The organism is Streptomyces sp. NPDC004284, from assembly GCF_042874035.1.
Taxonomy (GTDB): domain Bacteria; phylum Actinomycetota; class Actinomycetes; order Streptomycetales; family Streptomycetaceae; genus Streptomyces.
This window is the reverse complement of the sequence record NZ_JBIAMJ010000003.1, coordinates 160050-186083: the sequence shown is the minus strand read 5'-3', so window position 1 is coordinate 186083 and position 26034 is coordinate 160050. Positions and strand designations below refer to the sequence as shown.

The following is a 26034-nucleotide window of genomic DNA, read 5'->3' as shown; positions in this document are numbered from 1 at the left end:
GCGGGCGGGCCTACTGCTCCAGGTGCCCGGTGTCGTTCCAGCGTTCGATCGCCGGGGCGCCGTACGCCCAGCCGAGGACCGAGAGGCTCGTCGGGTCGAGGCGGATGCGGGAGGCGAAGGAGACGTCCTCGCCGAGCCAGCGCGCGCCGATCGAGCGCAGGATGTGCCCGTGGGCGAAGACCAGGACGTCGCGGTCGGCGGAGCGGGCCCACTCCACGATCCCGTCGGCGCGGTCCGACAGCTGCGCGAGGGTCTCGCCCTCGGGGACGCCGTCGCGCCAGATGAGCCAGCCCGGCTGGATCTTCTGGATCTCGGGCGGGGTGAGCCCCTCGTACGCCCCGTAGTCCCACTCCATCAGCGCGTCCCACGGCTCGGCCCTGTCGCCGAAGCCGGCGAGCTCGCAGGTCTCGCTCGCCCGGACCAGCGGGCTGGTGCGCACCTCCACGCCGGGCAGCCCCTGCCAGGGTCCCCGGTTCAGGCGCTCGCCGAGGAGCTTCGCGCCGCGCCGCCCCTCGTCGAGCAGCGGTATGTCGGTCCTGCCGGTGTGCCGGCCGAGCAGTGACCACTCGGTCTGGCCGTGCCGGGCGAGCAGGATGCGCGGTGCCATGGGTAGGACGCTCCAGGGGTTCCGGGGATTCGGGGAATCGCGGTGCGGACGTGCCTCTCCCATCATCGCCGACGTGAATTCGGGGTGGCGTCCGGGCAACCCCCGGGCGGCGTCCGGCGTCCTCCCCCGGGGCGATCACCGACCGGGGGGACCTTTCGATGCGCAAGCCACGCTGGTGGGCGGAGCTCGCCCTGATCGCCGTCGTGTACGCGGCCTATTCGGGCGGCCGGATCCTGGTGAAGGGCGGCGAGGCCTCCGCCGTGGAGCACGGGCTCGCGATCCTGCGGTTCGAGGAGGGCCTCGGGATCGACGCCGAGCATCCGCTGAACCGGCTGTTCACGTCCGTCCCCGCGCTCGGGATCCCGGCGGACTTCGCGTACGCCTCGCTGCACTATCTGGTGACCCCGGCGATCCTGGTGTGGCTCTTCCGCCGCCGCCCCGCGCACTACCGCGCCGCCCGCGCCTGGCTGATGACCGCCACGCTGCTCGGGCTCGTCGGCTTCACGCTGTTCCCGACCTGCCCGCCCCGGCTGCTCGACGCGGCGCACGGCTTCTCGGACACGATGGCGCACTTCAGCGCGTACGGCTGGTGGGGCGGCGAGGCGAGCGCGCCGCGCGGTCTCGGCGGGATGACGAACCAGTACGCGGCGATGCCCAGCCTGCACGTCGGCTGGGCGCTGTGGTGCGGGGTGATGCTGTGGCGGTACGGGCGGACGCCGCTCGCGAAGGCCCTCGGGGTGGCGTATCCGCTGGTCACCGCGCTGGTCGTGATGGGCACCGCGAACCACTATCTGCTGGACGCGGTCGCCGGGGTGGCCGTGATGGGCGCCGGTCCGCTGCTCGCCCCGTACGTGCTGCGGCTCGTCGACCGGCTGCGCGAAACGGCGGAGGCGTCCCCGGTTGTCAGTGCCGGATGCGAGACTTCGGCGGGTGAGCGCATCCCCGGACAGCGGTCTGTCCGCACCACCGCAGACGACAAGCAGGAATGGGGCCTCCCCTGCTCGAGCGAAGCCGAGAGCTTGGGAAAGGCTCGCTGAGCTGCGCGGACCAGGTGTCGTACCGCGTCCGCTGGACGCCCGTGCCCTCGCGGCGCTGGCCGCCAATCCGGGCTGCCGGCGGCGGGCCGTCCTCGACGGAGCCGGGGTCGACAAGTCGGCGCTGGCCGCGAAGCTCGGCTCGCCCGCGCCGTTCGGCCAGTCGCAGTTCGCGATCGTGCGGGGCAACTCCTTCGAGGCGAAGGTCAAGGCGGACGGCGGCCGTGAACTGCTGCGCCTGATCGGCGTCGAGGAGCCGGGCGAGGTGTCCGTGCCGGAGCTGGCGGCGGCCGGGCCCGAGGGCCGGGTGGCGCGCACCGCGCTCGCGCTGCGGGAGGCGACGGCGGCCGGGGCGTGGGCGCTGCTCGACCATCCGCTGCTCGCCCTGGAGGTGGCCGGCTCCCCCGTCTACCTGGAGCCGGACGCGGTGGTCGTGCACCCCGACGGCGGGTGGACGGTCGTGGAGATCAAGTCGTTCCCGATGATCGACGGTTCGGCCGACGCGGCGAAGGTGGGCGCCGCGGCCCGCCAGGCCGCCGTGTACGTGCTGGCCCTGGAGCGGGTGGCGGCGCGTACGGAGGGCGCGCGGGTCGCGCAGTCGGTGCTCCTCGTCTGCCCGAAGGACTTCTCGAACGTGCCGGCGGCCTCGGTGGTCGACGTGCGCAAGCAGCGGTCGGTGACCCGGCGTCAGCTGGCCCGCCTCACCCGGATCGACGAGATCGCCGGGGCGCTGCCGGAGGGGACCAGCTTCGACGTGGTGGAGCGGACGGCGGAGGAGCTGACGGCGGCCGTGGAGTGCGTGCCCCACCAGTACGCGCCGGAGTGCCTGGCCGCCTGCGAGCTGGCCTTCCACTGCCGGTCGCGCGCCCGGGAGGCGGGCGCGGTGGAGACCCTGGGCCGTTCGGTACGGGGCGAGCTGGGCGGCCTGACGACGGTCGGCGCGGTCCTGGCGGCGGCGCGCGGTGAGGAGGGCGACCCGGAGGACCCGGCGGTCGCGGCGCTGCGGCGGGCGCGGGCGCTGCGGGACGAGGCGCTGGCGGGGGTGGCGGCATGTCGCTGATCTCCACGCTCGCCCGGATGGAGGCCGTCGAGTCGGGCCGGGCGCAGCCGCTCGCGACCGTCCGGCACCGGCGCCTGGTGGAACGGCCGCTGGTCCTCGTGCCCCTGACGACCGCCGGTGAGGCGGGCGCCCCGCTGGGCGCGCTCGTCGGCACCGACCCGGAGGAGCCGCGGCTGCTCGTGGTGGCGCAGCCCCGGGACCGTGACCTGCGGTTCGGGTTCCTCGCGGACCTGGCCGAGGAGGTCCTGCCGTACGTCGACTCGTTCACGGACGTCGTCGAGGCGGCGGAGCGGAACGAGACCGACCCCGGGACCGGCAAGAAGGTGAAGGTCGAGGTCGAGCTGTGCGCCGACGCGCCGCAGCTGATCGTGCCGAGCCGGGCGGGCATCGAGTACGTACGGCTGCTCGGCCGGTCCACGCGGTTCCGGCGGACGGCCGAGCAGGACCCGGAGACGCCGTTCCCCGCGCCGCCGCGCGTGCCGCTGCTCGGGCGCTGGCTGACGCACTTCGGCGAGCGGGCCCGGGTGCCCGGATCCTCGCTGCTCCTCGCGGCGACGGACCTCCTCAACCGGCACTGGGCGACCGGCCAGTCCTCCCTGGAGGACCAGCACCTGGGGGCGCTGCTCGCCTGGATCGACCCGTACGACGGGGAGCCGGGCGCGGAGGGGGCGCTGCGGGCCGAGGCCGGCCGGGACTCCCGGGGCCAGTTGCTGTGCCCGCCGGCCGGTCCCGCGACCGACCCGGCCTTCGACAACAAGCTCCTGGCGCCCGCGATCGAGCGGTACGACAGGGCCCGGCAGGCGCTCGGCGCGGCCGAGGACGGCGAGGCCGCCGACGCGGGCCTCGGTGAACTGCACGCGGCCGAGCGGGAGCTGCGCCGGCTGGTCGTGTCGCAGCTGAAGCCGACCTGGGACGCGGTCTGGCGGGCGATCGGCCTGCTGCGGGAGCTGCCGGAGGGCGCCAGGGTCGAGGACCGCTGGACCCGCGACCGCTGGTCCTTCACCGGCCACCGGGACCGGGTCGCGGCCGGGGAGCCGCCGCAGCCGCGCCGGGACGACGCCGTCACGGCCGCCCAGAAGCTCGCCGCCCGCGAGCAGGCGCAGGGACAGCTGGAGGCTCAGGAGGCCCTGGACGATCCGCTGGTGATGGCGGGGCGGCGGCTCGCGGGCGAGGCGTTCACGGCCGAGGTGGTCGAGGTGACGATGGCGTGGACGGAGTCGAAGCGGCCCGCGCCGCGCCCGCTCGTCACGGTCCGCACGGACGACCGGCCGCACCTGGGCGAGAAGGCGAAGGCGTACCGCTCGCTCGACGGCAAGCCGCAGACGGCGGAGTTCGTGCGGTACGAGGAGGACGGCTCGCTGCTCCTGCGGATCCTGGACCGGATGGGACGGTCCAAGGAGCCCGCGGAGGGTTCGGTGCCGGAGAAGGGCGAGCGGATCGCCTGGACGCTGTTCGAGCACGACCAGCGGGTCGGGCCGCAGCTTCCGGACCCGGAGGAGACGCCCTGGACGCACGGCGGTCCGCCCCGGGCGGACGCCGTGGAACTGCCCGACGCCGTGACCCCCGAGGACGTGCTGTGAGCCCCGAGACCTTCGATCCGTCGGCGGAGGCCGCCCGCGCGACCGACGCCATCCTGGCGGACACCCTGCACGGCACCGCGCGCGGTGTCGTCGTGAACTCCCCGCCGGGTGCCGGGAAGTCGACGCTCGTGGTCCGGGCCGCCCTCGAACTGGCCGCCGCCGGGCGGCCCCTGATGGTGATCGCCCAGACGAACGCGCAGGTGGACGACCTGGTGCTGCGGCTCGCCGAGAAGGAGCCGGGGCTCGAGATCGGCCGGCTGCACTCCAGCGACTCCGACCCGTACGACAAGGCGCTCGACGACCTGGCCAACGTGCGGAAGTCGGCGAAGGCGGGCGAGCTGGCCGGGCTGCCGGTCGTGCTGTCCACGGCCGCCAAGTGGGGGCACGTGAAGAACGTCGAGCCGTGGGCGCACGCGATCGTCGACGAGGCGTACCAGATGCGCTCGGACGCGCTGCTCGCGGTGGCGGGGCTCTTCGAGCGGGCGCTGTTCGTGGGCGATCCGGGGCAGTTGGACCCGTTCTCGGTGGTGGGCGCGGAGCAGTGGGCGGGGCTCACGTACGACCCGTCGGCGTCCGCCGTCTCCACCCTCCTGGCGCACAACCCGGAGCTGCCGCAGCACCGCCTGCCGGTCTCCTGGCGGCTGCCCGCCTCGGCGGCGCCGCTGGTGTCGGACGCGTTCTACCCGTACACGCCGTTCCGCAGCGGCACCGGGCACGGGGACAGGAAGCTGTCCTTCGGCGTCGTCTCGGACGGCTCGGGCACCGACCGGGTCCTCGACGAGGCGGCCGAGTCCGGCTGGGGCCTGCTCGAACTCCCCGCCCGGCACACCCCGCGCACCGACCCCGAGGCGGTCGGCGCGATCGCCCTGGTCGTGCGCCGTCTCCTGGACCGGCGCGGCGCGGCGGTCTCGGAGCGCTCCGAGACCCCGGTCCCGCTCACCCCCGACCGCATCGCCGTCGGCACCGCCCACCGCGACCAGGCGGCGGCGGTACGGGCCGCGCTCGCGGCCCTGGGCGTGACGGGCGTGACGGTGGACACCGCGAACCGCCTCCAGGGCCGCGAGTACGACGTCACGGTCGTCCTCCACCCCCTCTCGGGCCGCCCGGACGCCACCGCCTTCCACCTGGAGACGGGCCGCCTGTGCGTCCTGGCCTCCCGGCACCGCCACGCGTGCGTCGTGGTGTGCCGCGCGGGCGTGGCGGAGCTCCTCGACGAGCACCCGTCGACGGATCCGGTGCAGCTGGGGGTCGCGGTCTCGTTCCCCGACGGCTGGGAGGCGAACCACGCGGTCCTCTCCCACCTGGAGGAGCACCGGGTCAGCTGGACGCCCTGAGTTCGGCCGCCAGGGTGAGGAGTTCGTCGACCGACCACTGGTCGTAGGCGTGCTCGCCGTACTTCGCGGCGGCGACGCGGCCGTCCGGGGTGATCAGGAAGTCGGCGGGCAGGCCGAGCCGGCCGGCGGGCTGGGAGCGGGCGGGCAGCCGGCCCCGGCCCAGGGGCACCTCCCAGGCGCTGCGGAGCACGGTCCCGAGGATCACGGGCCACACGCGCGGGTCGAGCAGGGCCCGGCGGTGGGCCTCCACGCCGAACTCGGCGTAGAGGACCTTGCCGGGGTCCGCGACGACGGCGAACGGCAGCTGGGCCACGTGCTCGCGGAGTTCGTCGGCGGAGGAATGGAAGAACACCACCTCCCGGATCCCGGCCCGCTCGATCTCCCGGTGCCGCAGGACCACGGACCTCAGATGGAGATTGCAGACCGGGCAGCCGGCGAAGCGCCGGAACTGCACATGGGTGAGGCGCTCGGGGTCCGGGAGGGTCAGCTCAGGGCCCAGGACCGGGGCGAGCGTCCGGGCGGGCACGGAGCGACCGGGCTCCAGACGGGTACGGGGTCGGGGCGTGCCGGGCGAGGACGCCCGAGGTGAGGACGTGCGGGGAGGGGACGTGCGCATGGGACACCTTCCTCGTGGAACACGTAGGCGTACGGCGTACTCCTACCAGCGTAGGCGTAGGGCGTACGCTGTCAACCGCCATGCCACGACCCCGCTCCCTCACCCTGGACCGACTCGCCGCCGCGGCCCTCACCGTCATCGACCGCGACGGCCTCGCCGCCCTCTCCATGCGCACCGTCGCCAAGGAGCTCGGCATGAGCCCCATGGGGCTCTACCGCTACGTGAGCGACCGCGACGAGCTGGAAGGGCTCGTGGTCGACCGCGTCCTGGGCTCCGTCGACACCACCCCGCCCCCGGCCGGCACCCCCTGGCAGGAGCGCGTCGAGACCATGGCCGGGCGCCTGCGCGACGCCGTGGCCCGCCACCCGGAGGCCGTCCCGCTCACCGTCGCCCACCGGCACCACGCCGCCGGGGGCCTGCGCTGGTCCGAGACCGTGCTCGGCATCCTGACCGAGGCGGGGATCGACGGCGGCCGGCGGGTCGTCGCCCTGCGCGCGCTCCACGGCTACATCACCGGGGCGATCCAGCTCGAACACCTCGGACCGCTCTCCGGAGAGGGCACCGCGACCATCGCGGCGCTCCCCGAGGACCGCTTCCCGCACCTGGCCGAGACGGCACGGACCGCCGGCGCGATCAGCCCCGACCAGGAGTTCACCGAGGGCCTCCGCCTGCTGCTGCGCGGCCTCGCCTGCTGACCGCACGGCGGGCCGACGCCCTCTTGCGGAGCGCGGGACAATGGAACCAGGCCCGGGCTTCCGGGCCGCGCCTGTGCGAGGAGGAGAAGAACGATGGCGGAACCCGCGGAACGAAGTGCACAGCGGCGGCTGCGGCCGGCGCCGCTGATCTTCGAGCCTGCCGAGGCGACCGCCGATCCGGAGCACTTCTTCGACCTGGAGTCGATAGAGGATCCGCGCGAGCTGCTGTCCCGGGCGACGGAGCTGACGCTCGCGTTCCGGGCGGCGACGGACCGGGCGACGGAGTTCCAGGCGATCGCGGCCGCGCAGCTGGCGGATCCGCGCCGGTTCGACCGGCTGACGCCGGCGGACGTGGCCGAGCGGGCGGAGTGGACCGAGGACTACGCCCGGAAGATGATCGAGTTCGGCCAGGACCTCATCCGGACGAACGGCCGGCCCGCGGAGGACTGAGCACGGCCGTACGCGCACGGACCGGTGCGACCCGGAGGCCTGCGGGCCGGCGCGGAGCCGCGCCCGCGTGACCCGCCCCGGAGGCGTACGAGCCAGAGCGGAGCCGCGCCCGCATGACTCGGAGGCCTGCGGGCCGGCGCGGAACCGCGCCCGCGTGACCCGCCCCGGAGGCGTACGAGCCAGAGCGGAGCCGCGCCCGCATGACTCGGAGGCGTACACCTGACCGAAAAAGCCCCCCTGGCATATGCCGAGGGGGCACGATACTCCTCCCCGGCCCCTCCTGTCCGGGATTCCGGGAACCCTCGGCAATCGCGGCGTTACGCCCGGTAGACCTGGATCCATGACGACCTGGCTGCGCGACGAGACCCGGCACGACATCTTCCGGTTCCTCCGGGAGGGCGACGAGGGGCGGCATCAGACGGCCCGGGTGACGGCCGACGGGGCCGCCTGGCTCGCCTCGGCCGCCGGGGGCCACGACGGGGCCGCGCTGACCCGCTGGGAGTCCCGGCCGGCCTCTCCGGCGGTGCTGCCCTGCGGGACCGTCTTCGACGTCGTGAACGTGGACCCGGTCTTCGGGCGCCGGATGCTGGACCGGCTGTGGGAGGAGGGCCCGGGTTCGGGGCCCGTCGCGATGCACCGGGGCCGGATGATGCTGTTCGCCGCGCCGGGGACGGCCCAGCGGCTGCCCGCCCTGCTCGACTGGGAGGAGTGGGGCGACGCCGTCCCCCGGCCGTTCTGTCACGGGCGCGGGGACGCGGTGACCGTGCCCGCGCTCGTGCCCTCGGACTCCGCCGGACCCCGCTGGCTGGTCGCCCCGGACACCCTGCACCCGTGGCTGCCCGGTCCCGAGGTCGTGCTCTGGGCCTGTGTGCGGGCGGTCAGGGCGGCTTCCGCCGCCGACGTGCGGGTATCGATTTTTCCTCCCGCCGATCCGGATGCTAATGTCTACGACGTCAGCAGGCGCCGCTAGCTCAGTTGGTTAGAGCAGCTGACTCTTAATCAGCGGGTCCGGGGTTCGAGTCCCTGGCGGCGCACAGACAGGGGAAGCCCCTCGCGGAAGCGAGGGGCTTCTTCGTTTTCCTGATCGACCGTGCCGGTCACCTTCTGCCCGGTGGGGTGATCTTCACCGTCCAGACGCCCGCCCTGGTGTGCTCCACGACCTCCACCCGGACGCCCGACCCGGGCACGGTCAGGGTCTCGCCCTCCTCCAGGGGGGCGTCCGCGAGGGGCGGGTAGACGGAGCGCTCCACGCACGCCGCGGTGTCCGGGTGCGCGTCCACGACCTCGACCGGGCCGTCGCCGGAGGCCGCGTCGTTGCGGACCCGGTAGACGAGCACGCCCTCGGTGCAGGTGTCGGCGTCGTTCCCGGCGCCGCTCCGGGCCTCGACCGCCAGGACGCTGTCGGGACCGGTGCGGACGACGGCGAGCCGGGTGCCGAGGGCGCCGCCGGGCCCGGGCGGGTCGTCGGTCGGCTCCAGGCCGACGAGACGGGGGCCGGAGCCCTGGACACAGGTCACCTGGGCGCTGGAGAGCCAGCCGAGCTTCCACTTGTGCCAGCCGAAGAGGTCCGGGGCGAGTCCGAACTGGCTGCCCATGACGTCCCAGTCCCCCACATGGGTGTCCCAGTCGCCCTTGCCGTCCTCCGGGCGGCGGTAGAGGTCGGGCAGGTCGAAGACGTGGCCGGTCTCGTGGGCGAGGACGTTGCGGTCGGGCGGGTGCCGCTCGAAGACGGTGACGACGCGCTTGATCTCGGTGCCGTCGACCTCCAGCGGATGTTCGAGGTTGACGACCTTGGTCGCGTCGGAGTCCACGCCGGGCGCGTCCGGGTCGGCGACCAGGTAGACGACGTCGTACCGCGAGAAGTCGACGTCCTTGTCGGCGGCGGCGACCGCGTCGCGCAGGTAGGCGGCCCGCTTCCCGGCGTCCCAGTCCCGCCGTATGCCGTACGCCTCCGACGCGTGCGGCATCGGGGTCCAGACGGACCGGGGGTGCGGGCGGAGGACGAAGCGTCCGTAGGAGGCGCGGTCGAAGAACTCGCTGGTGGCGGGGAAGTGGTCGGCGGCGAGTTCGGCCGGTGTGGTGAGCGGCGTGGAGTCCGGGAAGGACAGGAAGATCATGACCGCGTCGAGGGGCCGGTTCGGGCGCGTGTAGGACCCGTTCCAGGTGTCGAGGCCGAGCGAGTGGTGGGCGGCGGTGCGGGGCAGGGCGCAGGGATTCGCCGGGGACACGCCGACGGCGGGGCCGGCGACGAGCCCGGTGGCGGCCAGGGCGGCGAGCGAGGTGAAGGCCGCCGCGCCGGCACGCAGCCGTGGGCGTTCCACTCCCCCGGGTGGCTGCTGAGCCCTCACGTGGACCTCCGGATCGGGAATGCGGGACACCCCACCCACCTTGTGACGGTTCACGGCGTTTCGCATGTTTCCGCTGCCCCGGTCGGGTGAGGGGGCGCCACGGGGTCGACGCAACACGAGCGCGCTTCAGCTCACGGAAAGTCACATTCGGTCACGTCCTCGACGGCCCGTGTCAGACCCGCGCAGAAACGATCGGGCGCGCTGTCCCGGTGGGCAGCCTCACAGCGCCGGGGGCCGCTCGAAGACGCCTCGGAGCTGGAACGCTCCCCCGGCTGGCTCTATGATCGGCTCACTCTTCCTTGGCCGACCGTCCCGACCACATGTGACCGGCCCGACTGCACACGGGAGCGAGCGGTGAGCGGAACCCCCGAAGGACCGGTGCACCCAGAGCCGGCGGAGACACACGCGGCCGAGCCCGCACTCACGGAGCGTCACCTCGCGCGCCGGGCGGCCGAACTCCGCGACTACCGGGCCGCCTTCCGCGTCGCCCAGCTCGCCATGGCCGTCGTCGACGAGGACGGCGTCGTCGTCGCCGCCAACGACTCCTTCGGCACCCTCCTCGGCACCGAGCCCGCGGCGCTCCGCGAGCAGGCCGCCGCCGACCTCGTCGACCTCGCCTCCGACGGCCGCACCTGGCACGCCTACCGCGAGGTGCTCCGCGGCCGCCGCTCCCGCTTCCGCTGCACCCGCCGCCTCAAGCACGCCGACGGCCGCTCGCTGTGGGCCGAGGTGACCGTCGCCCCCGTGCCCGACAGCCGGCGCGTCCTGCTCTCGATCACGGACATCAGCGACCGGCGCGAGCTCCACGCGCGGCTGCGCCACCTCCAGATGCACGACCCGGTGACCCGGCTGCCCAACCGCGCGCTGTTCTTCGAGCGGCTCCAGGCGGCCCTGGAGTCCGCGGCCCAGGACTCCGTCGCGAGCGCCGGACCGGGAGCCCGGTCACACGAATCGCACGAGTCGTACGAGTCGTACGGCTATGGCAGAACAGGGCGGATCGGGCTCTGCTACCTCGACCTCGACGGCTTCAAGGCGGTCAACGACACCCTCGGCCACCGGGTCGGCGACCGGCTCCTGGCCGCCGTCGCCACCCGGCTGACGGAGTGCGCGGACCGCGACGGCTACACCCGCAACAGCGGCCACCTCGTGGCGCGGCTCGGCGGCGACGAGTTCGCGATCCTCGTCGAGGACTCCACCGGTACGGAGCAACTGGCCGACCTGGCCCGCGCGGTGCTCGACGCGCTCCACCGCCCCTTCGACCTGGGCGGCCAGCGGCTCTCCGTCTCCGCCTCGATCGGCGTGGTCGAGCGGGTCGGCCTCGGGACGACGGCGACCGCCCTCATGCAGGCCGCGGACACCACGCTGTACTGGGCGAAGGCGGACGGCAAGGCCCGCTGGACGCTCTTCGACCCCGAGCGCAACGCCCACCGGATGACCCGGCAGGCGCTCTCCTCCACCCTGCGGCCGGCCGTGGAGCGCGGGGAGTTCGCCCTGGAGTACCAGCCGCTCGTGAACCTGACCGACGGGGCGGTGCGCGGGGTGGAGGCGCTGGTGCGCTGGAACCACCCGCAGTTCGGCTCGCTCGCGCCGAATCGGTTCATCGGGATCGCCGAGGAGGACGGCTCCATCGTGGAGCTGGGCCGGTGGGTGCTGAACACCGCCTGCCGGCAGGCCCGGCAGTGGCAGAAGGACCATCCGCGCGAGCGCCCGATCTTCGTCAGCGTCAACGTGGCGGTCCGACAGGTCTGGGACTCCGACCTGGTCGCGGACGTGGCCGGCATCCTCGCGGAGACCGGTCTCGCGCCGCACCTGCTCCAACTGGAGCTGACCGAGTCCGCCGTGATGGGCTCGAACGGCCGGCCGCTCCAGGCGCTCCAGGCGCTGAGCGACATGGGGGTGCGGATCGCCATCGACGACTTCGGCACCGGCTATTCGAACCTCGCCTATCTGAGCCGCCTGCCGGTCTCCGTGCTCAAGCTGGACGGCTCCTTCGTCCGCGGCTTCCAGGACGAGGAGCACGCCAACCCGGCGGACGAGCTGATCGTCGAGGCGCTCGTGCACCTCGCGCACCGGCTCGGCCTCACCGTGACCGCGGAGTGCGTCGAGACGGCCGGGCAGGCCAGCAGGCTGCGCCGGATCGGCTGCGACACCGGGCAGGGCTGGCTGTACTCGCGGGCGGTGGCCCCGGACCGCATCGCCGAGCTGATCGGCGTGGAGCCGCTGCCGGTCTGACCCGCGAGGACAGCCGTACGGGCATGGAACTGCCCCCGGCCGGAGGGACATTCCGGGCGGGGGCAGTGGTTCATGCGGTGAGCGGGATCAGCAGGCGCCGAGGTCCTGCCAGACACCCCAGTCGCCGGTGGTGCCGGGCGCCTCGTTCTGCGTCCACCACTTGGCCTTCCAGTTGTGGCCGTTGGAGGAGACGGTCTGGCCGCCGGTGTAGACCTGGCCGGCCACGTACGCCGGGGCGGTGCAGCCGGTGGGCGGCGTCGTCGGAGGCGTGGTGGGCGGGGTGGTCGGAGGCGTGGTCGGCGGGGTCGTGGGAGGCGTGGTGGGCGGGGTGGTCGGGGACGTCGGGGACGAGCCGACCGCCGTCACGATGTCCTTGAAGAGGGTCGCGTTGGCGTCGAGACCGAGGAGCGAGTACATCATCGCGCCGGCGAGGCCGCGCTGGTGGGCGTAGTCGGCGCGGGCCTGGATGGTGCGCTTGTCCAGGCCGGTGAAGAACTCGCCGTCCTTGTAGAAGTACGCGGACTTGGCCTGGTCGTCCCAGAAGGTGGTGGCCGCGTTGTCGACGATGCCGCCGAGCTCCTTGTAGTACGCGATGCCGGCCGCCTGGCTCAGCGGGCGGGCGCCGGAGCCGCCGGTCGCGGTCTGGGCGAGGCCGTTGGTGGTGCCGGCGGGGACGCCCTTCCAGCCGCGGTAGTAGAACTCGTAGCCGAGGGTCAGCTTGTTCGCCGGGAAGCCGCCGGTGATGCCGTAGGCGGGCTTGCCGTCGATCCAGGAGTCGATGGCGTTGTCGATCGAGTACTTCTCGGTGCCCGGCTTGATGACGTCGGTCGGGTCGTTCGTACCGGAGTACAGCGGGGACTGGTGGTACGTCGGCCCGTCGCCGTCCCAGGCGCCGTGCATGTCGTACGTCATGATGTTCGCGTAGTCGAGGTACGCGCCGATCTTGTCCGTCTCGATGTTCTTGATCTTGTCCTGGCCGGCCGGGAGCGCGGCGGTCAGGAGGTACTTCTTGCCGCCGTGGGCCGCGCCGTACTCGTCGAGCTGCTTGCGGAACTCGGCGAGGAGGAGCGTGAAGTTCTGCTTGTCCTCGGGGGCGTAGTGGTTGCCGAGGTGGCCGTCGGCCGAGCCGGGGTACTCCCAGTCGATGTCGATGCCGTCGAAGATGCCGGCGGCGGAGCCGGCGCCGCCGAAGCCGCCCTCGACGGGCAGGTCGCCCTGGATGTACTGCTTGACGCAGGAGGCGACGAACTTCTTGCGGCTCGCGTCGGTCTTGGCCGCGTCCGAGAAGTACTTGGAGTAGCTCCAGCCGCCGATCGAGATGTTGATCTTCAGCTTGGGGTGCTTCGCCTTCAGCTCCTTGAACTGGTTGAAGACGCCCACGATCGGCTGGTCCCACTTGTCGGCGACGCCGTCGACGCTGTCCGCCGCCGAGAAGGACTTCTGGTAGTCGGCGTACGAGTCGCCGGCGCCGTCACCCGCGTTGGGGTTGTTGTCGTCGCCCGCCGCCTTGTTCGCCTCGAAACAGGTGAGGTCGGTGGGGTGGATGTTGCCGAACGAGTAGTTGATGACGTCCAGGTCGGCCGCGATCCCCCGCTCGTCGAGGTGCTTGGGGTAGAAGGCGTTCCCGTAGACGCTCCACTGGTCGTAGTACGCGATCTTCACGCCGCCCGTGGAGGGGGCGGTGGCGGTCTCGGCCGCCTGGGCGGAACCGAGGCCGGCCGTGGCGGCGAGGGCGCCGGCGGCGAGGGCCGAGCTGAGAAGCGCGGCGATCAAGGGCTTACGGGGGTGCACGTGCTGCCTCCGAGTGGGGGTGGCGGTACGGAAGTTGGAGCAGTGATATCCGCCGCGTGAACAGCGCGTCAATGGTCTGAACCAGATTGAGGACTAGACCAATTCGACGGAGAAAGCCCTTGTCAGAGCCGTGCAGCACAAAACGGAACCGCCCGCCACCATCGGTGACGAGCGGTTTAAGGTTTCCTTAGGGCAGGACGGTGGTTCGTTCGGGAGTGAACCAACCGGCCCCCGGATTCCCCGGATTCACGCCTCGGGAAGCTCCGGCAGCTCGTACGCGTCGGCGATCAGCTCGTAGCTCCGCACCCGCTCCGCGCCGCCGTGCCCGTTGGCCGTGATCATCAGCTCGTCCGCGCCCGTCCGCTTCCGCAGATCGTCCAGACCCGTGCGGACCTCGTCCGGGGTGCCGTGGACGATGTTCGCGAGCCAGCCGTCCACGAACTCCCGCTCGGCGGGACTGAATCCGTACGCCGCCGCCTCCTCCGGCGTCGGCACCAGACCGGGCCGGCCGGTGCGCAGCCGCAGCATCGCGAGCGCGCCCGCGAGGACCTGGCGGCGGGCCTGCGCCGCCTCCTCGGCGGCGAAGGCCGAGACGCCGATCATCGCGTACGGGGCGTCGAGGACCTCCGAGGGCCGGAAGGAGTCCCGGTAGAGGTCGAGCGCCGGGATCGTGTTCCTGGCCGAGAAGTGGTGGGCGAAGGCGAAGGGCAGTCCGAGCAGCCCCGCGAGGCGGGCGCTGAAGCCGGAGGAGCCGAGCAGCCAGATCGGCGGGCGCCCCTTCGGGCCCTGCACCGGCCCCGGCACGGCGTGGATCCGGGCGTACGGGTGCCCGTCCGGGAAGTCGTCGTCCAGGAACCGGGTCAGCTCGGCGAGCTGCTCGGGGAAGTCGTCGGCGCCTTCGTCGAGCGTGTCGCTGCGGCGCAGCGCGGCGGCCGTGGCGCCGTCCGTGCCGGGGGCGCGGCCGAGGCCGAGGTCGATCCGGCCCGGGGCGAGGGCCTCCAGGGTGCCGAACTGCTCGGCGACGACGAGCGGGGCGTGGTTGGGCAGCATGACGCCGCCCGAGCCGAGCCGGATGCGGCGGGTGTGCGCCGCGAGGTGGGCGAGGATCACGGCCGGGGAGGAGGAGGCGACCCCGGGCATGGAGTGGTGTTCGGCCACCCAGTGCCGGTGGAACCCGCGCCGCTCGGCGAGCCGGCTCAGCTCGACGCTGGTGGCGAGCGCCTCGGTCGCGGTCCGCCCGCTGCCGACCGTCACCAGGTCCAGCACGGACAGCGGTACGGGCGCGGTCCCCCGCGCCTCTCCTCGAATAGCGTCGGTCACCGTCGGGACCCTCCTCGGCGCACGTACAGATACATCGGGAGCACAACAGGAGGGTGTCTCCGCTTATTCCCGCCCTTCGTTCCGGTGGCCGAACACCGACGCCCGGCACCCCGGTGCACGCCCCTGACCTGAGGCTCCGCGCACCACTCATGACATGGGCATATGCCAGGGTGGCGAAGCCCAGACCAGGGGCCGGGACCCCCGCATCATTCTCGCCAACAGCCGCCCCGCAAAGGGCCCTTGGCGGCTATCGTGGTACGAAAGCTTGCGGTCACAACCGGGTAGGGGGAAACCGTGGCTCTGAAGCCCGAGCCCACCGCGCCGTTCCACTCGGTGCAATACGCCCTGCGCGTCCTCGAGACGGTCTCGCGGCACGGTGGCGGAGTGACGGACGTCCAGATCGCGCGCGAGTCCGGCCTGCCCCTCGCCCACCTGACCTCGCTGCTCCTCATGCTCCGCCGCGAGGGGTACGTCGAGGAGGTCGCCGACGGCGCGTACGTGATCGGGGACTCCCTCGTCCTCCTCGGCTCCGGCCAGACCCGCCGCGAGGCCCTGCAGGCCAAGCTCCAGGAGACCCTGGGCGAGCTCCGCGACTCCGTCGGCGCGGCGGTCTACATCAGCCGGTACATCGACGGCGAGGTGAGGATCACCCAGTTCGCCGACGGCCCGCGCACGCCCAGGGTCAACGAGTGGGTGGACTTCCGCTCGGCGGCGCACGCCAGCGCGGTCGGCAAGTGCCTGCTCACCCAGCTCGACCAGAACGGCCGCCGGGACCACCTCTCGCGGCACAAGATAGCCCGGCTGACCTCCCGGACGATCACCAGTGAGCGGGTCCTCTTCTCCACGCTCGACAGCCAGCCGGCGTCCGTGCCCGTGCTCGACCTCCAGGAGTACGCGGTGGGCACGGTCTGCGCGGCCGTCCCCCTCACGGCGGGCTCGGCCGTGGGCTGCCTGGCCCTCTCCCTGCCGATCGAGCACGCCCACCGGCTGCGCGCGGCGGCCGACGCGCTGAACCGGCGGGCGGCTCCGGTGGTGCTGTCGCTGGCGATCTGAGGCGCCGATCCGAGGCGCCCGGAGGAGGGTCCTGGCAGGTGGTCCCGGCGGGGTGGTCACGAGCACCCCTCGGGACCAGGTAGTATTTTCTCTGTCAGCAGGCGCCGCTAGCTCAGTTGGTTAGAGCAGCTGACTCTTAATCAGCGGGTCCGGGGTTCGAGTCCCTGGCGGCGCACAGACAGGGAAGGCCCCCTCACTTCGGTGAGGGGGCCTTCTCGTCGTACGGACGGGGTCACGCCCGGAGGTAGGTGAGGACGGCGAGGACCCGCCGGTGGGTGTCCTCGGCCGGGGGCAGGTCCAGCTTCGCCAGGATGTTGCCGATGTGCTTGCCGACGGCGGCCTCGGTCACGACGAGGTGGCGGGCGATCGCCCCGTTGGAACGGCCCTCCGCGACCAGGCCCAGGACCTCGCGCTCGCGCGGGGTCAGCGCCTCCAGGGGGTCCCGGTGCCGGCGCAGCAGCTGCCGTACGACCTCCGGGTCGACGACCGTGCCGCCGGCCGCGACCCTGGCCAGGGCGTCCGCGAACTCCTCCACCTGCCCGACCCGGTCCTTGAGCAGGTACCCCACGCCGGTGCCGTCGCCCGCGTCGAGGAGGTCGGCGGCGTAGCTGCGCTGCACGTACTGGCTGAGGACCAGGACCGGCAGGGCGGGCCGCTCGGCGCGGAGCGCGACCGCCGCGCGCAGGCCCTCGTCCTGGAAGCCGGGCGGCATCCGGACGTCGGTCACGACGATGTCGGGCTCGTGGGCGGCGACCGCCTCGCGCAGGGCGTCGGCGTCGCCGACGGCGGCGACGACCTCGTGGCCGAAGCGCGCCAGGAGTCCGATCAGTCCCTCCCGGAGGAGGACGCTGTCCTCGGCGAGGACGACGCGGAGCTTGTCGGCAGTGCGGGACACGGGATCTCCACTCGCAGGAGGGTCGGCCCGCCCGGCGGGCTCATGATCGTCAGTGTGCCATCGAGGACGGCGATCCGGTCGGCGAGTCCGGTGAGGCCGGAACCGCCGGCCGGATCGGCGCCCCCGCGCCCGTCGTCCTCGACGTCGAGCAGCAGGACGCCGTCCGTGTGCCGGGCGGTGATCCGCGCCCGGCGGGCGCCGCTGTGCTTGCCGATGTTGGCGAGGGCCTCGCGGCCGGCGAAGTACGCGGCGCTCTCGACGGCGCGGGGCAGCCGGGGCAGTCCTTCGGCGTCGGTGTCGACGGGGACGGCGGAACGGTCGGCGGCGTCGGCGAGCGCCGGGCCGAGGCCGTAGTCGGCGAGGACCTGGGGGTGGATGCCGTGGATCAGCTCCCGCAGCTCGCCGAGGACCTGCCCGGCCTCCGCGTGGGCCTTCGCCAGCTGCTCGGCGAGCGGGCCGCCCGGCGGGGCGTCGAGCCGGGCCAGGCCCAGGGTCATGGTGAGGGCGACCAGGCGTTGCTGGGCCCCGTCGTGGAGATCGCGCTCGATGCGGCGCCGCTCGGCCTCGAAGGCGTCGACGAGCCGGGCGCGGGAGGCGATGACCTCGCCGATGCCGTCCTGCCGCTCGCTCTCGCGGGGCGTGAGCAGGGCCCTCGCGAGGGCGGCGCGGGCCCCGGCGACGGCGGCGAGCGGATAGGCGAGGGCGAGGAGGAGGACGGCGCCGAGGAGGGCGGTCGCGAAGGCCTCGGGATAGGAGGAGACCAGGTACGCCTTGACGACCTTGGCCTCCTGGCCGTCCACGGCCAGCTGGAGGGGGGCGCTGAGGAGCGCGACGGGCAGGCCGACTCCGACGGCGAGCGCGAGGAGGTCGAGCGGCCACAGGACGGTCGCGAACAGCAGGGCGTACGCGAGCTCCCGCCAGGTGGCCTGCTCCTTCGCCCGGGTCCGGAGCCACGCGGCGAGGCCGGGCGCGGCGGGGACGCGGTGCGGGTCGGGGGCGGGGTCGAGGTCGACGGTCCCCAGGCGGAGTCGCTCGACGCGCCCGAGGGCGATCCCGGAGAGCAGGAGCAGCGGCAGCCCGACGAGGAACACCGAGAACACCCCGAGCACCAGGAACACCACCCCGGCGGCTGCCCCGACGACGGCCCCGCCGGCCAGATAGCCGACGGACCGCCAGGGCCAGGAGCTGCGCGGATACCGGGACCGGACGAGTGCCTGCCAGGGCGTACGGGGTTCCATGGCGCCCACCGTAGGGGCGGGGCCGGGGGCGGGACCATGGCCCTGGAGGGCGTACGGAGGGTGGGGCGGGCCCCACCCCCGTACGACCCGGGGCGCGGGCCTCGGCCCCGTACGGCCCCGGGCTCCGCCGAGCCGTGCCTCGCGCTCCGGGCCCTGCCGCGCCTGCCGGAAGTGGTGCGCGCCCCCCTGGGGCAGGCCCTAGCCGTAGGCCTCGGGACGGCCGTGCCGGGTGTGGTGGGCGCGGAGGGCGCCGAGCGCCGCCGGGGTCAGGGGCTCGTACGGGGCTCCGGGGGCCGGGCGCCACCAGACCGGGTCCTCGCAGCGGAAGGACGCCTGGCGGAGGGCCGCACGGTGGATCTTGTTGGTGGCGGTCAGGGGGAGCTCCCGCATGACGCGGACGAAGCGCGGCGGCATCTTCGTGCCCAGGTCCGACTGGGCCGCGAGGAAGTCCGCGAAGGCCTCCGGGTCGAAGGCCTCGCCCTCCCGCAGGGCCAGTGCCGCCATGACCTGGTCCCCCGCGACCGGGTCCGGTACCGCGTAGACGGCGGCCCCGGCGACCCGGTCCCAGCGCGCCAGGATGTTCTCGATCATCGCCGCGGCCAGGTTCTCGCTGTCGACCCGCAGCCGGTCGTCGGTGCGGCCCGCGAAGTAGAGGAAGCCGTCCGCGTCCCGGTAGAAGAGGTCGCCCGTCCAGTACCAGCCGTCGCGCAGCCGCGCCGCCTCCGCCTCCGGGTTGCGCCAGTAGCCCTCGAAGGGCGAGCGCCCCCGGTTGACGAGTTCGCCGACCGCCTCGGTGGCGTTGAGGAGGCGGCCGGTGGCGGAGAAGCGGGCCCGGGGGCATTCCTCGCCCGTGTCGGAGGAGATGACCGCCAGGTCGTCCCCCGGTGCCGCCCGGCCTATCGCGCCCGTCGGCGTGTCCGGGGTCCGCTGGATCGCCGCGCCGCCCTCGGAGGAGCCGTACCCCTCCACGAGCGGGACCCCGAAGCGCTCCCGGAAGCGGGCCGCGTCCACCGCGCCCGCCTCCGTGCCGAAGCCGAGCCGCAGCGGGTGCGCGCGGTCGTCGGGGCCGGGCGGGGTGGCCAGGAGGTACTGGACGGCCCGGCCCACGTAGGTGAAGTAGGTGGCGCCGAAGCGGCGTACGTCCGGCAGGAAGCGGGAGGCCGAGAAGCGGGCCCGCAGCGCCACCCCGGCCCCGGCGGCGAGCGCGGGCGCCCAGTCGGCGATCACGGCGTTGCCGTGGAACATCGGCATGCAGATGTAGTGGACGTCGTCCGGGCCGACGGAGAAGTGGGAGACGAGGGAGGCGCCGGCCGCCGCCAGGCGTCCCTGGCTGCACAGGGCGGCCTTCGGCGCGCCCGTCGAGCCGGAGGTGAAGGAGAGCAGGAAGCGGCTGTCGGGGCGTACGGGGCCGAGCCGGGCCTCGCCGGGGCGGGCGTCCGCGTACGGGGCGAGGAGCTCCCGGTACGCCTCGGTGTCCGTGACCAGGATCCGCAGGCCCGGCAGCGCGAGCCCGTCGAGGAGCGGCAGGTGGGCGCGCTGGGTGATGAGGACCCGGCACGCGGTGTGCCGGATGTCCCGGGCGAGTTCGGCGCCGCGCCGGGTGGGGTTGATCCCGGCGACGGCGGCCCCCGCGAGGGCCGCCGCGCTGAGCCAGAGCGGGTACTCCGGCGTGTTGTCGAGCAGGATGCCGAGGTGCGGCTCGCCCCCCGGCACGGGTGGCATCAGGTCCACGAGGAGTGCGGCCCGCGCGGCGGCTCCGGCGGCGACCTGGTGGTGGGTGAGGGTGTGGTGCTCGTCCCTCAGGCCGGTCCGGTGGTCGCCCCATTGGCGCCGTACGAGCTCCGCGACGGTGTCCGCGCTCCTCATGGGCCGGACCTTAGCTGACGTCTCGTCAGAAATGAACGGTCAGAACGAGACGTCCGAGCAGGCGTAGAAGGCGTTCGCGGTGTCCGCGACCGTCCACACCGCCAGGATCAGGTGCCGGCCCGTCTTGCCCGCCGGGATCGTCCCGGAGTGGGTGAGCGTCGACGGCGGCTGCTGGTTGTTGTAGGGGATGGTCAGGAACGGCTGGGGGTCGAGGTCGGCCCGGGTCAGGGCCTTGGTCCCGGTCCAGCCGTTCTTGGTGATGTAGTAGCGGAAGTCCGTGGTGGCGTGGCGGGCGGTGAACTGCCACCGGAAGCCGTAGCTCTGCCCGGCCACGAGCTTCGTCGTGGGCCAGGCGCCGCCGCGGGGGTCGTCGAGCTGCGAGAAGCGGGAGTTCCCGCCGGCGCAGATCTTCCCGTCCGCGGGGCCCGCGGACGGGAAGCCCTTGAGCCCCTCGACCGACTGCGGCTCCCACTGGATGTCGCCGCAGTTGGTCACGGTGCCGTTGGCGCAGAGCTTCTGACGGCTGATCGGCGCGTCGGTGTAGCCGTGGCTCCCGGCGGTGCCGGTGCCCAGGAGGGTGGCGCCGGCGACGCCGAGCGCCACCACCGCCGCCCCGACTGACTTTTTGCGCATGCTGTCGCTCCAGGAGAACGTGGGGGAGTTCCGTCGGGCCGTGCGCGCGTACGGGTACTGCTTCACTGCTTCACTCACGCTTTGGTCTGGACCAACTACCAAGGTATGGACGGACGTTGAACATGTCCATCCCCCTCACGCCCCCTCCACGGGCCCCGTCCTGCCCGTGTAGAACGCCACCGTCAGGTCCTTGACCAGCGCCTTGCGCTCGTAGTCGTCCAGCTCCACCAGACCACGACTGGTCAGCCGGTGGACCACGTCGTCCACCGCGTCCACCACCGAGGTCAGGACGCTGTCCCGGTGCTTCGCGTCGATCGCCGCGATCCGGCGCCGGCGCATCGCCGCCGCCACCTCCGGCGCGTACTCGATGCGCGTCGGCTGCGCCGAGAACACGTCCACACCGACCGGGGCGCACTCCGCCGACAGCATCCGCGTCAGCGCCTCGCCGACCGCCTCCGCGTCCCGCAGCGTCGGCGCGTCCTCGTGGAACGCGTCCGCCGGGAGCTGCGACAGCACCCGGGCCATCGCCGCCTCCACCTGCTCCCGCAGATACTCCTCGTGCCCGTCCACCCCGAGCGCCGCCCGGACCGTGTCCCGCACCCGCCACACCACCAGGACGGTCACGTCGAGCGCGGTGCCCTTCGCGTCCACCGCCGACAGCGGCTCACTGCGCCAGTGCCGCAGCCGGACGTCCACCCGGCGGCGCAGCAGCAGCGGACTGACCCACACCAGACCCGTGCGGCGGACCGTCCCGCGATAGTCGCCGAACAGGGTCAGCACCCACGCGTAGCCGACCCTCCCCCGGCCGAGACCGCCCAGCGCGAACAGGGCGAGCACCACCCCGAGCGCCAGAAGGGCCCACTGCCCGAGATGAATGCCGTGGTACGGGCGCGCCGGCAGCCGCAGCATCCGCGCCGCCTCCGCCGGCACCGCCCCCGCCCACCACACGACCGCCGCACACCCGGCGACCGCCAACGCCCCCGCGACGACCCCGACCCACCCGGGCAGCACCGGCCCCGGGCGCTCGACGAGCGCGGGATCGGCAGTGGGGGCGGGGCGGGAGACGGGGTGCTGGGGACGGGACTGCGCCTTGGGCTGAGGTCGGGACTGGGGCTGGGGTTTGGGTGGGAACCTGGGCTGGAGTCCGGGTTGGGCCTTGGGCTGCGGCTTCGGCTTCGCTGCGGGCTGCGGCCTGGACTGCCGCGTGGACTGCTGCTCGGTCCGGGGCTCGATCCGGGGCTCCGGGTCCGGCCTGGTCGGGGCCTGGACCTTCGACGGGGCCGGAATGGCGGGCCTGCGGCCCACCGCCGGCGGGGTGGGCGCGGCCATGGCGATGGTGTCGGGCCCCCCGTCGTCGTCCGCCGCGACGGGGACGACGGGCTCCGGCCCGTCCCGGAAGAGGAGGTGCACCGGGATGGAGCCGGTCGTCTCGGTCCCGATCACGTTCTTCCGCCGCGCGACCCGCACCACGGCGGCGACGGGCACCGCGACGGCACCGACCCCCGCCGCCCTGATCCGCCCGAAGTCGAGCGCGTCGGCGGGGGCGGGAGTGGGGGCGGGGGCAGGGGCAGGGGCGTTCTCCTCGGCGGCCTTCTCGGCGGCGGCCCTCTCGGCAGGGTGGTCGTCACCCGGGGCGACGGCCTCCGGGCCGGAGGCGGACCCGACCGCCTCACCCGGCTCCGGCTCCGGTACCGGTGCCGGTGCCGGTGCCGGTGCCGGTGCCGGTACCGGTGCCGACTCCGGTACCGGCTCCGGCGCCTGGGCGATCGGCGTCGACGCACCGGCCTCCGGCCCTCCCGCGGGCGTCCCCTCCCCCGGCGGTTCCGGGGTGGCCGGAGGGCAGCCCGGGTCCGGTGGGGACGTGCGCGGGAGGGTGCCGTCCGTCAGACGTCTGGCGGTGCGGGCCGCGTCACGCGAGGCCGCCGCGCCGGAGTCCGCGGGGTTCGGGGTCGATGCCGTCATTCGGGTCCACCTCATGCTCTCGGGGTCATCGGAACAAGCGCCGCCAGGTCTCCGGGCCCGGGTAGCCGTCGGCCGCCGCGCCGCGCCAGCCCTGCGCCCGCTGGAACGCCTCGACGTTGCGGCGGTCCGCCTCCGTCCAGCGCGGACCGGGTCCCGACAGGTAGTGCTTGCCGAAGCCCCGCTTCACCAGTTGTTTGCCCAGCTTCTCCACATATGCGTTGGATTGGCCCGGACGGAAGGAGCCACGCCCGGGAAACCCCGCCGCATTCGCGCTCGGACCGCCCGAACCACTCGAACCGCCGATGCCCTTGCCCCCACCGGTCACGAGGAGCCGCCACGTCTGCGGCCCGGGCAGGCCGTCCGCGCCCTTGCCCTTCCAGCCCTGCGCGAGCTGGAACGCCTGGGTCGCCCTGCGGTCCGCCTCGCCCCACCGCGGGCCGGGGCCCCGGGTGTAGTACTTCTTGCCGCCGCGCGCGACGAGCAGCTGCCCGAGCTGGGTGACGTACGCGTTGTCCGCGCCCGGGCCGAACATCCCCGACCCCGGGTACGCCGCCGACACCGTGGGCTCCGCCCCGCCGCCGGTGCTGCCGCCGCTCACCACGCCCTTGTAGCGGTAGGGCACGTACCGGTCGGAGTTCTCCCAGTACGCCATCGGCGTCGCCTGCTTCCGCGTGTGCGGCTTGGTCTGCTCGTAGGCGATGTAGGAGGTGTGGGTGTAGTCGGTCCAGCCGCCGAAGATCGTGACGTGCGAGCCGCGGGTCGGATCGTCCGGGTTGTGGAAGAGCAGGATGTCGCCGGGCTGGAGCTCGGTGCGGTCGATCCGTACGGCGAAGCGGTCGAGGCTGCCGGTCCACTCGTTGCCGCTCAGGTTCCAGGCCATGGAGATGTAGCCGGAGCAGTCCTGGCGGTAGCCGTCCGACCAGTACTTCTCCATGGAGTACGGGACCTGCGCGGAGACCCACGTCTTGGCCCGGTTGATGATCTCCGCGCGGGTCGTCTCCCGCAGCGTCTCCGTCGAGATCTGAGTGGTCGTCGGGGTGGCGCCCGGGGCCGGGTCCGGGCCGGGGCCCGGCCTGCCGTGCAGCGGCCCCCGCCCGCCCTGGGGGGTGTCGGATCCCGGCAGGGACGCGCCGGCGGACTCGGCGGAGCCCGGCGGGCCGGTGAGGGCCGTCGCCACCCCGGCCCCTCCCCCGCCCAGGGCCACGCCCGCCGCCGTGACCAGGACCAGCGCGCGGCGGGCGCCGTGCGCCGCCGGGTGGCCGCCCGCCCGGACGGGCAGGCCCAGGGCGAGGTCACGCCGCTGCCGGGCGCAGCCCGGACAGCCGCAGTCGGCCGCGGGTTCGAACTCCTCGAAAACCGGCACGCTCATGTGATCCCCTCCACACTCGTCAAGATCTTTTGACCCTTGTTTCGGGCGTCAGTGTCTCAACTGTCTGGACAAATCGCATTTTGACGGATCGAAGGCCCGATACGACCATCCGACAGGCCGGGGGCGACCGGTATTGGTCAGGAGCACCCCCGCACGTCAGGTAGAGTTCTCTTTGTCAGCAGGCGCCGCTAGCTCAGTTGGTTAGAGCAGCTGACTCTTAATCAGCGGGTCCGGGGTTCGAGTCCCTGGCGGCGCACGCAGAGCCAAGGCCCCTCACCATCGGTGAGGGGCCTTGGTCTTTCTCCGGGCTTTCCGAGCCAACTACTGTGCGTCGTGCGCCAGTTACGCCACATCCCTGGGCCGGGCGGGGGCCGGGCCTCTACAGTGTGCGGAACCCCGACCTCCCGTGGCGGCACCGGGCTCCTCCCGCGGCCCGTGAGCCCCTCGGTCGAGGACCGGCCCGGTCGGCGGCGGCCCGGGACTCGCCCCGCCGACCGAGGCGCGGCCCGGCCCGGTCCGGTCCGGCTCGGCCCGGCCCGGAGGAAACGCTCAGCCCGTTCCCGTCAGATACGCCGAGACCACCACGTTCGCCGTGTACGCCCCCGTCGCCCGGTCGAAGGTGCCGCCGCAGGTGATCAGGCGCAGCTCGGCGCGGTGGGGGTCGCGGGCGCCGTAGACCTTGCCCGCGTCGAAGCCGTCGCGCGGGAAGACCTGGACGTCGTCGACGGTGAACTCGGCGACGGATCCGTCCGTCCGGGTGACGCGGACCTTCGTGCCGGGGCGGGCCGCGCTCAGGCCGTAGAAGACGGCCCGGCGGGTCTCGGTGTCGACGTGACCGACGAGGAGGGCGGCGCCGGCCGCGCCCGGCCGGGTGCCGGAGCCGTACCAGCCGACCGTGTGGGGCATCTCGAAGGGCGGCGGATCGATCGCGCCCGTGTCGTCCAGGCCGCGCGCCACGACGGGCGCGCTGATGCCCAGGGAGGGGATCTCGACCCGCCGGGGTTCGAGGGCCGGCAGCGGGTCGCGGGCCGGGGGCAGCGCGACGCCGAGGGGGCGGCCGACCGCGGCGATGTCGCCGGTGGTCGGCGCGGAGCTGCCGCCGGGGCCGTCGGTGGCCTCGCGGCCCCAGAGCCAGAGCCCTGACAGCAGGAGGGCCCAGGTCACGCCGGTGACGAGTCGCCCGGTGCCCGTCGGGCGGGTTCCGGACGACACGCTCACTCTCCGTCGCTGCCGGTGCGGCGGCGGGCGCTGCGGAAGGCGACCGCCACGGCGGCGACCGCGGCCATGCCGAGGCCGAGCAGGGTGTACGGGGTGCCGAGGCCGCTCTCGGAGGTCGTCTGGGCGACGCCGGGGGCCGCCGGCGCGGCGAAGGCCGCGGTCCCTCCCCCGCCGGCGCGCACCGGCGCCACGGGGCTGGGGTAGTACGTCGGCTGGTGCGTCGGCCGGTACGTCGGCTGATGCGTCGGCTGGTGCGTCGGCCGGCGGGTGGGCTCCTGCCGGTGCCGGACCTCCACGGTGCCGACGTCCGGGTGGTCGTGGCCGTCGCAGGTCACGCTGACCTTGTACGTACCGTCCAGGAGGCCCGACCGGATCGTGGTGTCGCCGAACAGCGGGTTGCCCCCGCCGTCCCGGCCGGTCAGCTCCGCGTCGGCGACGAACGCCTTGGACTTGGCGGCGCCGGTCGTACCCCTGCAGCCCTGGACGCGGACGTCGACGTCGGCGCCGGGCGAGGCGGTGGACGGGCTGACGGTGGCCTTCACCCCGTCGTGGGCGTACGCGCCACCGGCCGCCGGTGCCAGGACGAGCACCAGGGCCGCCCCTGCGGCACGGAGAGCAATGGGACCTGAACGCATCGTGACCTCCTGATACTGGCAGGGTCACCCGGATCCGCGCTTCTCGCATCCGCAGGGGGTCTACCACTGGTGCCGTGGTCGATCGGCGGACCGCCTCG

General features: G+C 73.9%; 22 protein-coding genes and 3 tRNA genes. 12 read left to right on the top strand and 13 right to left on the bottom strand.

Going from position 1 to position 26034, the window contains the following annotated elements; genetic code table 11:
- Positions 1–10: 10 nt before the first annotated feature.
- Positions 11–607 (bottom strand): histidine phosphatase family protein, encoded by a 597-nt coding sequence (locus ACFYUS_RS10510; RefSeq protein ID WP_388848201.1) that lies wholly within the window; start codon positions 605–607, stop codon positions 11–13.
- A gap of 158 nt (positions 608–765) precedes the next feature.
- On the opposite strand from ACFYUS_RS10510, the gene ACFYUS_RS10505 reads away from it, so the two are divergent.
- Genes ACFYUS_RS10505 through ACFYUS_RS10490 form a run of 4 tightly spaced genes read left to right on the top strand, consistent with a single transcriptional unit; the run spans position 766 to position 5615 of the window.
- A complete protein-coding gene (locus tag ACFYUS_RS10505) occupies positions 766–1644 on the top strand; it encodes a phosphatase PAP2 family protein (protein WP_388848198.1) in 879 nt (292 codons plus the stop codon).
- Entirely contained in the window at positions 1538–2701 is a 1164-nt protein-coding gene (locus tag ACFYUS_RS10500; RefSeq protein WP_388848196.1) for a hypothetical protein, read from the top strand. Before ACFYUS_RS10505 ends, ACFYUS_RS10500 begins: the two co-directional genes overlap by 107 nt.
- Entirely contained in the window at positions 2692–4281 is a 1590-nt protein-coding gene (locus ACFYUS_RS10495) for a hypothetical protein (RefSeq protein WP_388848193.1), read from the top strand. Before ACFYUS_RS10500 ends, ACFYUS_RS10495 begins: the two co-directional genes overlap by 10 nt.
- Positions 4278–5615 (top strand): AAA family ATPase, encoded by a 1338-nt coding sequence (locus ACFYUS_RS10490; protein ID WP_388848190.1) that lies wholly within the window; start codon positions 4278–4280, stop codon positions 5613–5615. Before ACFYUS_RS10495 ends, ACFYUS_RS10490 begins: the two co-directional genes overlap by 4 nt.
- Here ACFYUS_RS10490 and ACFYUS_RS10485 read toward each other — a convergent pair.
- Positions 5599–6159, bottom strand: a complete 561-nt coding sequence (locus ACFYUS_RS10485) for a peroxiredoxin-like family protein (protein ID WP_388849152.1) — start codon at positions 6157–6159, stop codon at positions 5599–5601. The two genes, ACFYUS_RS10490 and ACFYUS_RS10485, sit on opposite strands and share 17 nt — an antisense overlap.
- 152 nt (positions 6160–6311) lie before the next feature.
- Between ACFYUS_RS10485 and ACFYUS_RS10480 the strand changes: the two genes are divergently transcribed.
- The 4 genes from ACFYUS_RS10480 to ACFYUS_RS10465 all read left to right on the top strand — a co-directional run bounded on the left by ACFYUS_RS10480 (position 6312) and on the right by ACFYUS_RS10465 (position 8410).
- On the top strand, positions 6312–6926 hold the full coding sequence (locus ACFYUS_RS10480) for a TetR/AcrR family transcriptional regulator (RefSeq protein WP_388848187.1): 615 nt from the start codon (positions 6312–6314) through the stop codon (positions 6924–6926).
- A gap of 93 nt (positions 6927–7019) precedes the next feature.
- Positions 7020–7376, top strand: coding sequence for a hypothetical protein (locus ACFYUS_RS10475; RefSeq protein WP_388848184.1), 357 nt, complete (start codon positions 7020–7022; stop codon positions 7374–7376).
- A gap of 340 nt (positions 7377–7716) precedes the next feature.
- Entirely contained in the window at positions 7717–8346 is a 630-nt protein-coding gene (locus ACFYUS_RS10470; RefSeq protein WP_388848181.1) for a hypothetical protein, read from the top strand.
- Positions 8337–8410 (top strand) — tRNA-Lys (locus ACFYUS_RS10465). Before ACFYUS_RS10470 ends, ACFYUS_RS10465 begins: the two co-directional genes overlap by 10 nt.
- A 63-nt stretch (positions 8411–8473) precedes the next feature.
- On the opposite strand, the gene ACFYUS_RS10460 is transcribed toward ACFYUS_RS10465, so the two are convergent.
- On the bottom strand, positions 8474–9724 hold the full coding sequence (locus ACFYUS_RS10460; protein WP_388849149.1) for a M6 family metalloprotease domain-containing protein: 1251 nt from the start codon (positions 9722–9724) through the stop codon (positions 8474–8476).
- Between the two features lie 354 nt (positions 9725–10078).
- Between ACFYUS_RS10460 and ACFYUS_RS10455 the strand changes: the two genes are divergently transcribed.
- A complete protein-coding gene (locus ACFYUS_RS10455; protein ID WP_388848178.1) occupies positions 10079–11956 on the top strand; it encodes a putative bifunctional diguanylate cyclase/phosphodiesterase in 1878 nt (625 codons plus the stop codon).
- A gap of 87 nt (positions 11957–12043) precedes the next feature.
- Here ACFYUS_RS10455 and ACFYUS_RS10450 read toward each other — a convergent pair whose 3' ends face one another.
- Positions 12044–13747 carry a glycosyl hydrolase family 18 protein gene (locus tag ACFYUS_RS10450; protein WP_388848176.1) on the bottom strand — a complete coding sequence of 568 codons (1704 nt, stop codon included), beginning with the start codon at positions 13745–13747 and terminating at the stop codon, positions 12044–12046.
- 246 nt (positions 13748–13993) lie between these two features.
- Positions 13994–15067 (bottom strand): LLM class flavin-dependent oxidoreductase, encoded by a 1074-nt coding sequence (locus ACFYUS_RS10445; RefSeq protein WP_388848173.1) that lies wholly within the window; start codon positions 15065–15067, stop codon positions 13994–13996.
- A 294-nt stretch (positions 15068–15361) separates the two neighbouring features.
- Between ACFYUS_RS10445 and ACFYUS_RS10440 the strand changes: the two genes are divergently transcribed.
- Both ACFYUS_RS10440 and ACFYUS_RS10435 read left to right on the top strand, forming a co-directional pair.
- A complete protein-coding gene (locus ACFYUS_RS10440; RefSeq protein WP_388848170.1) occupies positions 15362–16120 on the top strand; it encodes an IclR family transcriptional regulator in 759 nt (252 codons plus the stop codon).
- A gap of 101 nt (positions 16121–16221) precedes the next feature.
- Positions 16222–16295, top strand: a tRNA-Lys gene (locus ACFYUS_RS10435).
- Between the two features lie 57 nt (positions 16296–16352).
- On the opposite strand, the gene ACFYUS_RS10430 is transcribed toward ACFYUS_RS10435, so the two are convergent.
- From ACFYUS_RS10430 to ACFYUS_RS10405, 6 genes are all read right to left on the bottom strand, one after another.
- On the bottom strand, positions 16353–17015 hold the full coding sequence (locus tag ACFYUS_RS10430; protein ID WP_388848168.1) for a response regulator: 663 nt from the start codon (positions 17013–17015) through the stop codon (positions 16353–16355).
- Positions 16946–18253, bottom strand: coding sequence for a sensor domain-containing protein (locus ACFYUS_RS10425; protein ID WP_388848166.1), 1308 nt, complete (start codon positions 18251–18253; stop codon positions 16946–16948). Before ACFYUS_RS10425 ends, ACFYUS_RS10430 begins: the two co-directional genes overlap by 70 nt.
- Positions 18254–18451: 198 nt before the next feature.
- A complete protein-coding gene (locus tag ACFYUS_RS10420) occupies positions 18452–20119 on the bottom strand; it encodes an AMP-binding protein (protein ID WP_388848163.1) in 1668 nt (555 codons plus the stop codon).
- Positions 20120–20158: 39 nt separating this feature from the next.
- Entirely contained in the window at positions 20159–20752 is a 594-nt protein-coding gene (locus ACFYUS_RS10415; protein ID WP_388848160.1) for a lytic polysaccharide monooxygenase, read from the bottom strand.
- Between the two features lie 135 nt (positions 20753–20887).
- Entirely contained in the window at positions 20888–22714 is a 1827-nt protein-coding gene (locus ACFYUS_RS10410; RefSeq protein WP_388848157.1) for an SPFH domain-containing protein, read from the bottom strand.
- A gap of 25 nt (positions 22715–22739) precedes the next feature.
- Positions 22740–24083: a peptidoglycan-binding protein gene (locus ACFYUS_RS10405; protein ID WP_388848154.1), complete on the bottom strand. Its 1344-nt coding sequence runs from the start codon at positions 24081–24083 to the stop codon at positions 22740–22742.
- Between the two features lie 182 nt (positions 24084–24265).
- Between ACFYUS_RS10405 and ACFYUS_RS10400 the strand changes: the two genes are divergently transcribed.
- Positions 24266–24339 (top strand) — tRNA-Lys (locus ACFYUS_RS10400).
- A 293-nt stretch (positions 24340–24632) separates the two neighbouring features.
- Here the strand turns inward: ACFYUS_RS10400 and ACFYUS_RS10395 are convergent.
- A complete protein-coding gene (locus tag ACFYUS_RS10395; RefSeq protein ID WP_388848151.1) occupies positions 24633–25295 on the bottom strand; it encodes a class F sortase in 663 nt (220 codons plus the stop codon).
- Between the two features lie 2 nt (positions 25296–25297).
- Positions 25298–25936, bottom strand: coding sequence for a hypothetical protein (locus tag ACFYUS_RS10390; protein ID WP_388848148.1), 639 nt, complete (start codon positions 25934–25936; stop codon positions 25298–25300).
- Between the last annotated feature and the right edge of the window lie 98 nt (positions 25937–26034).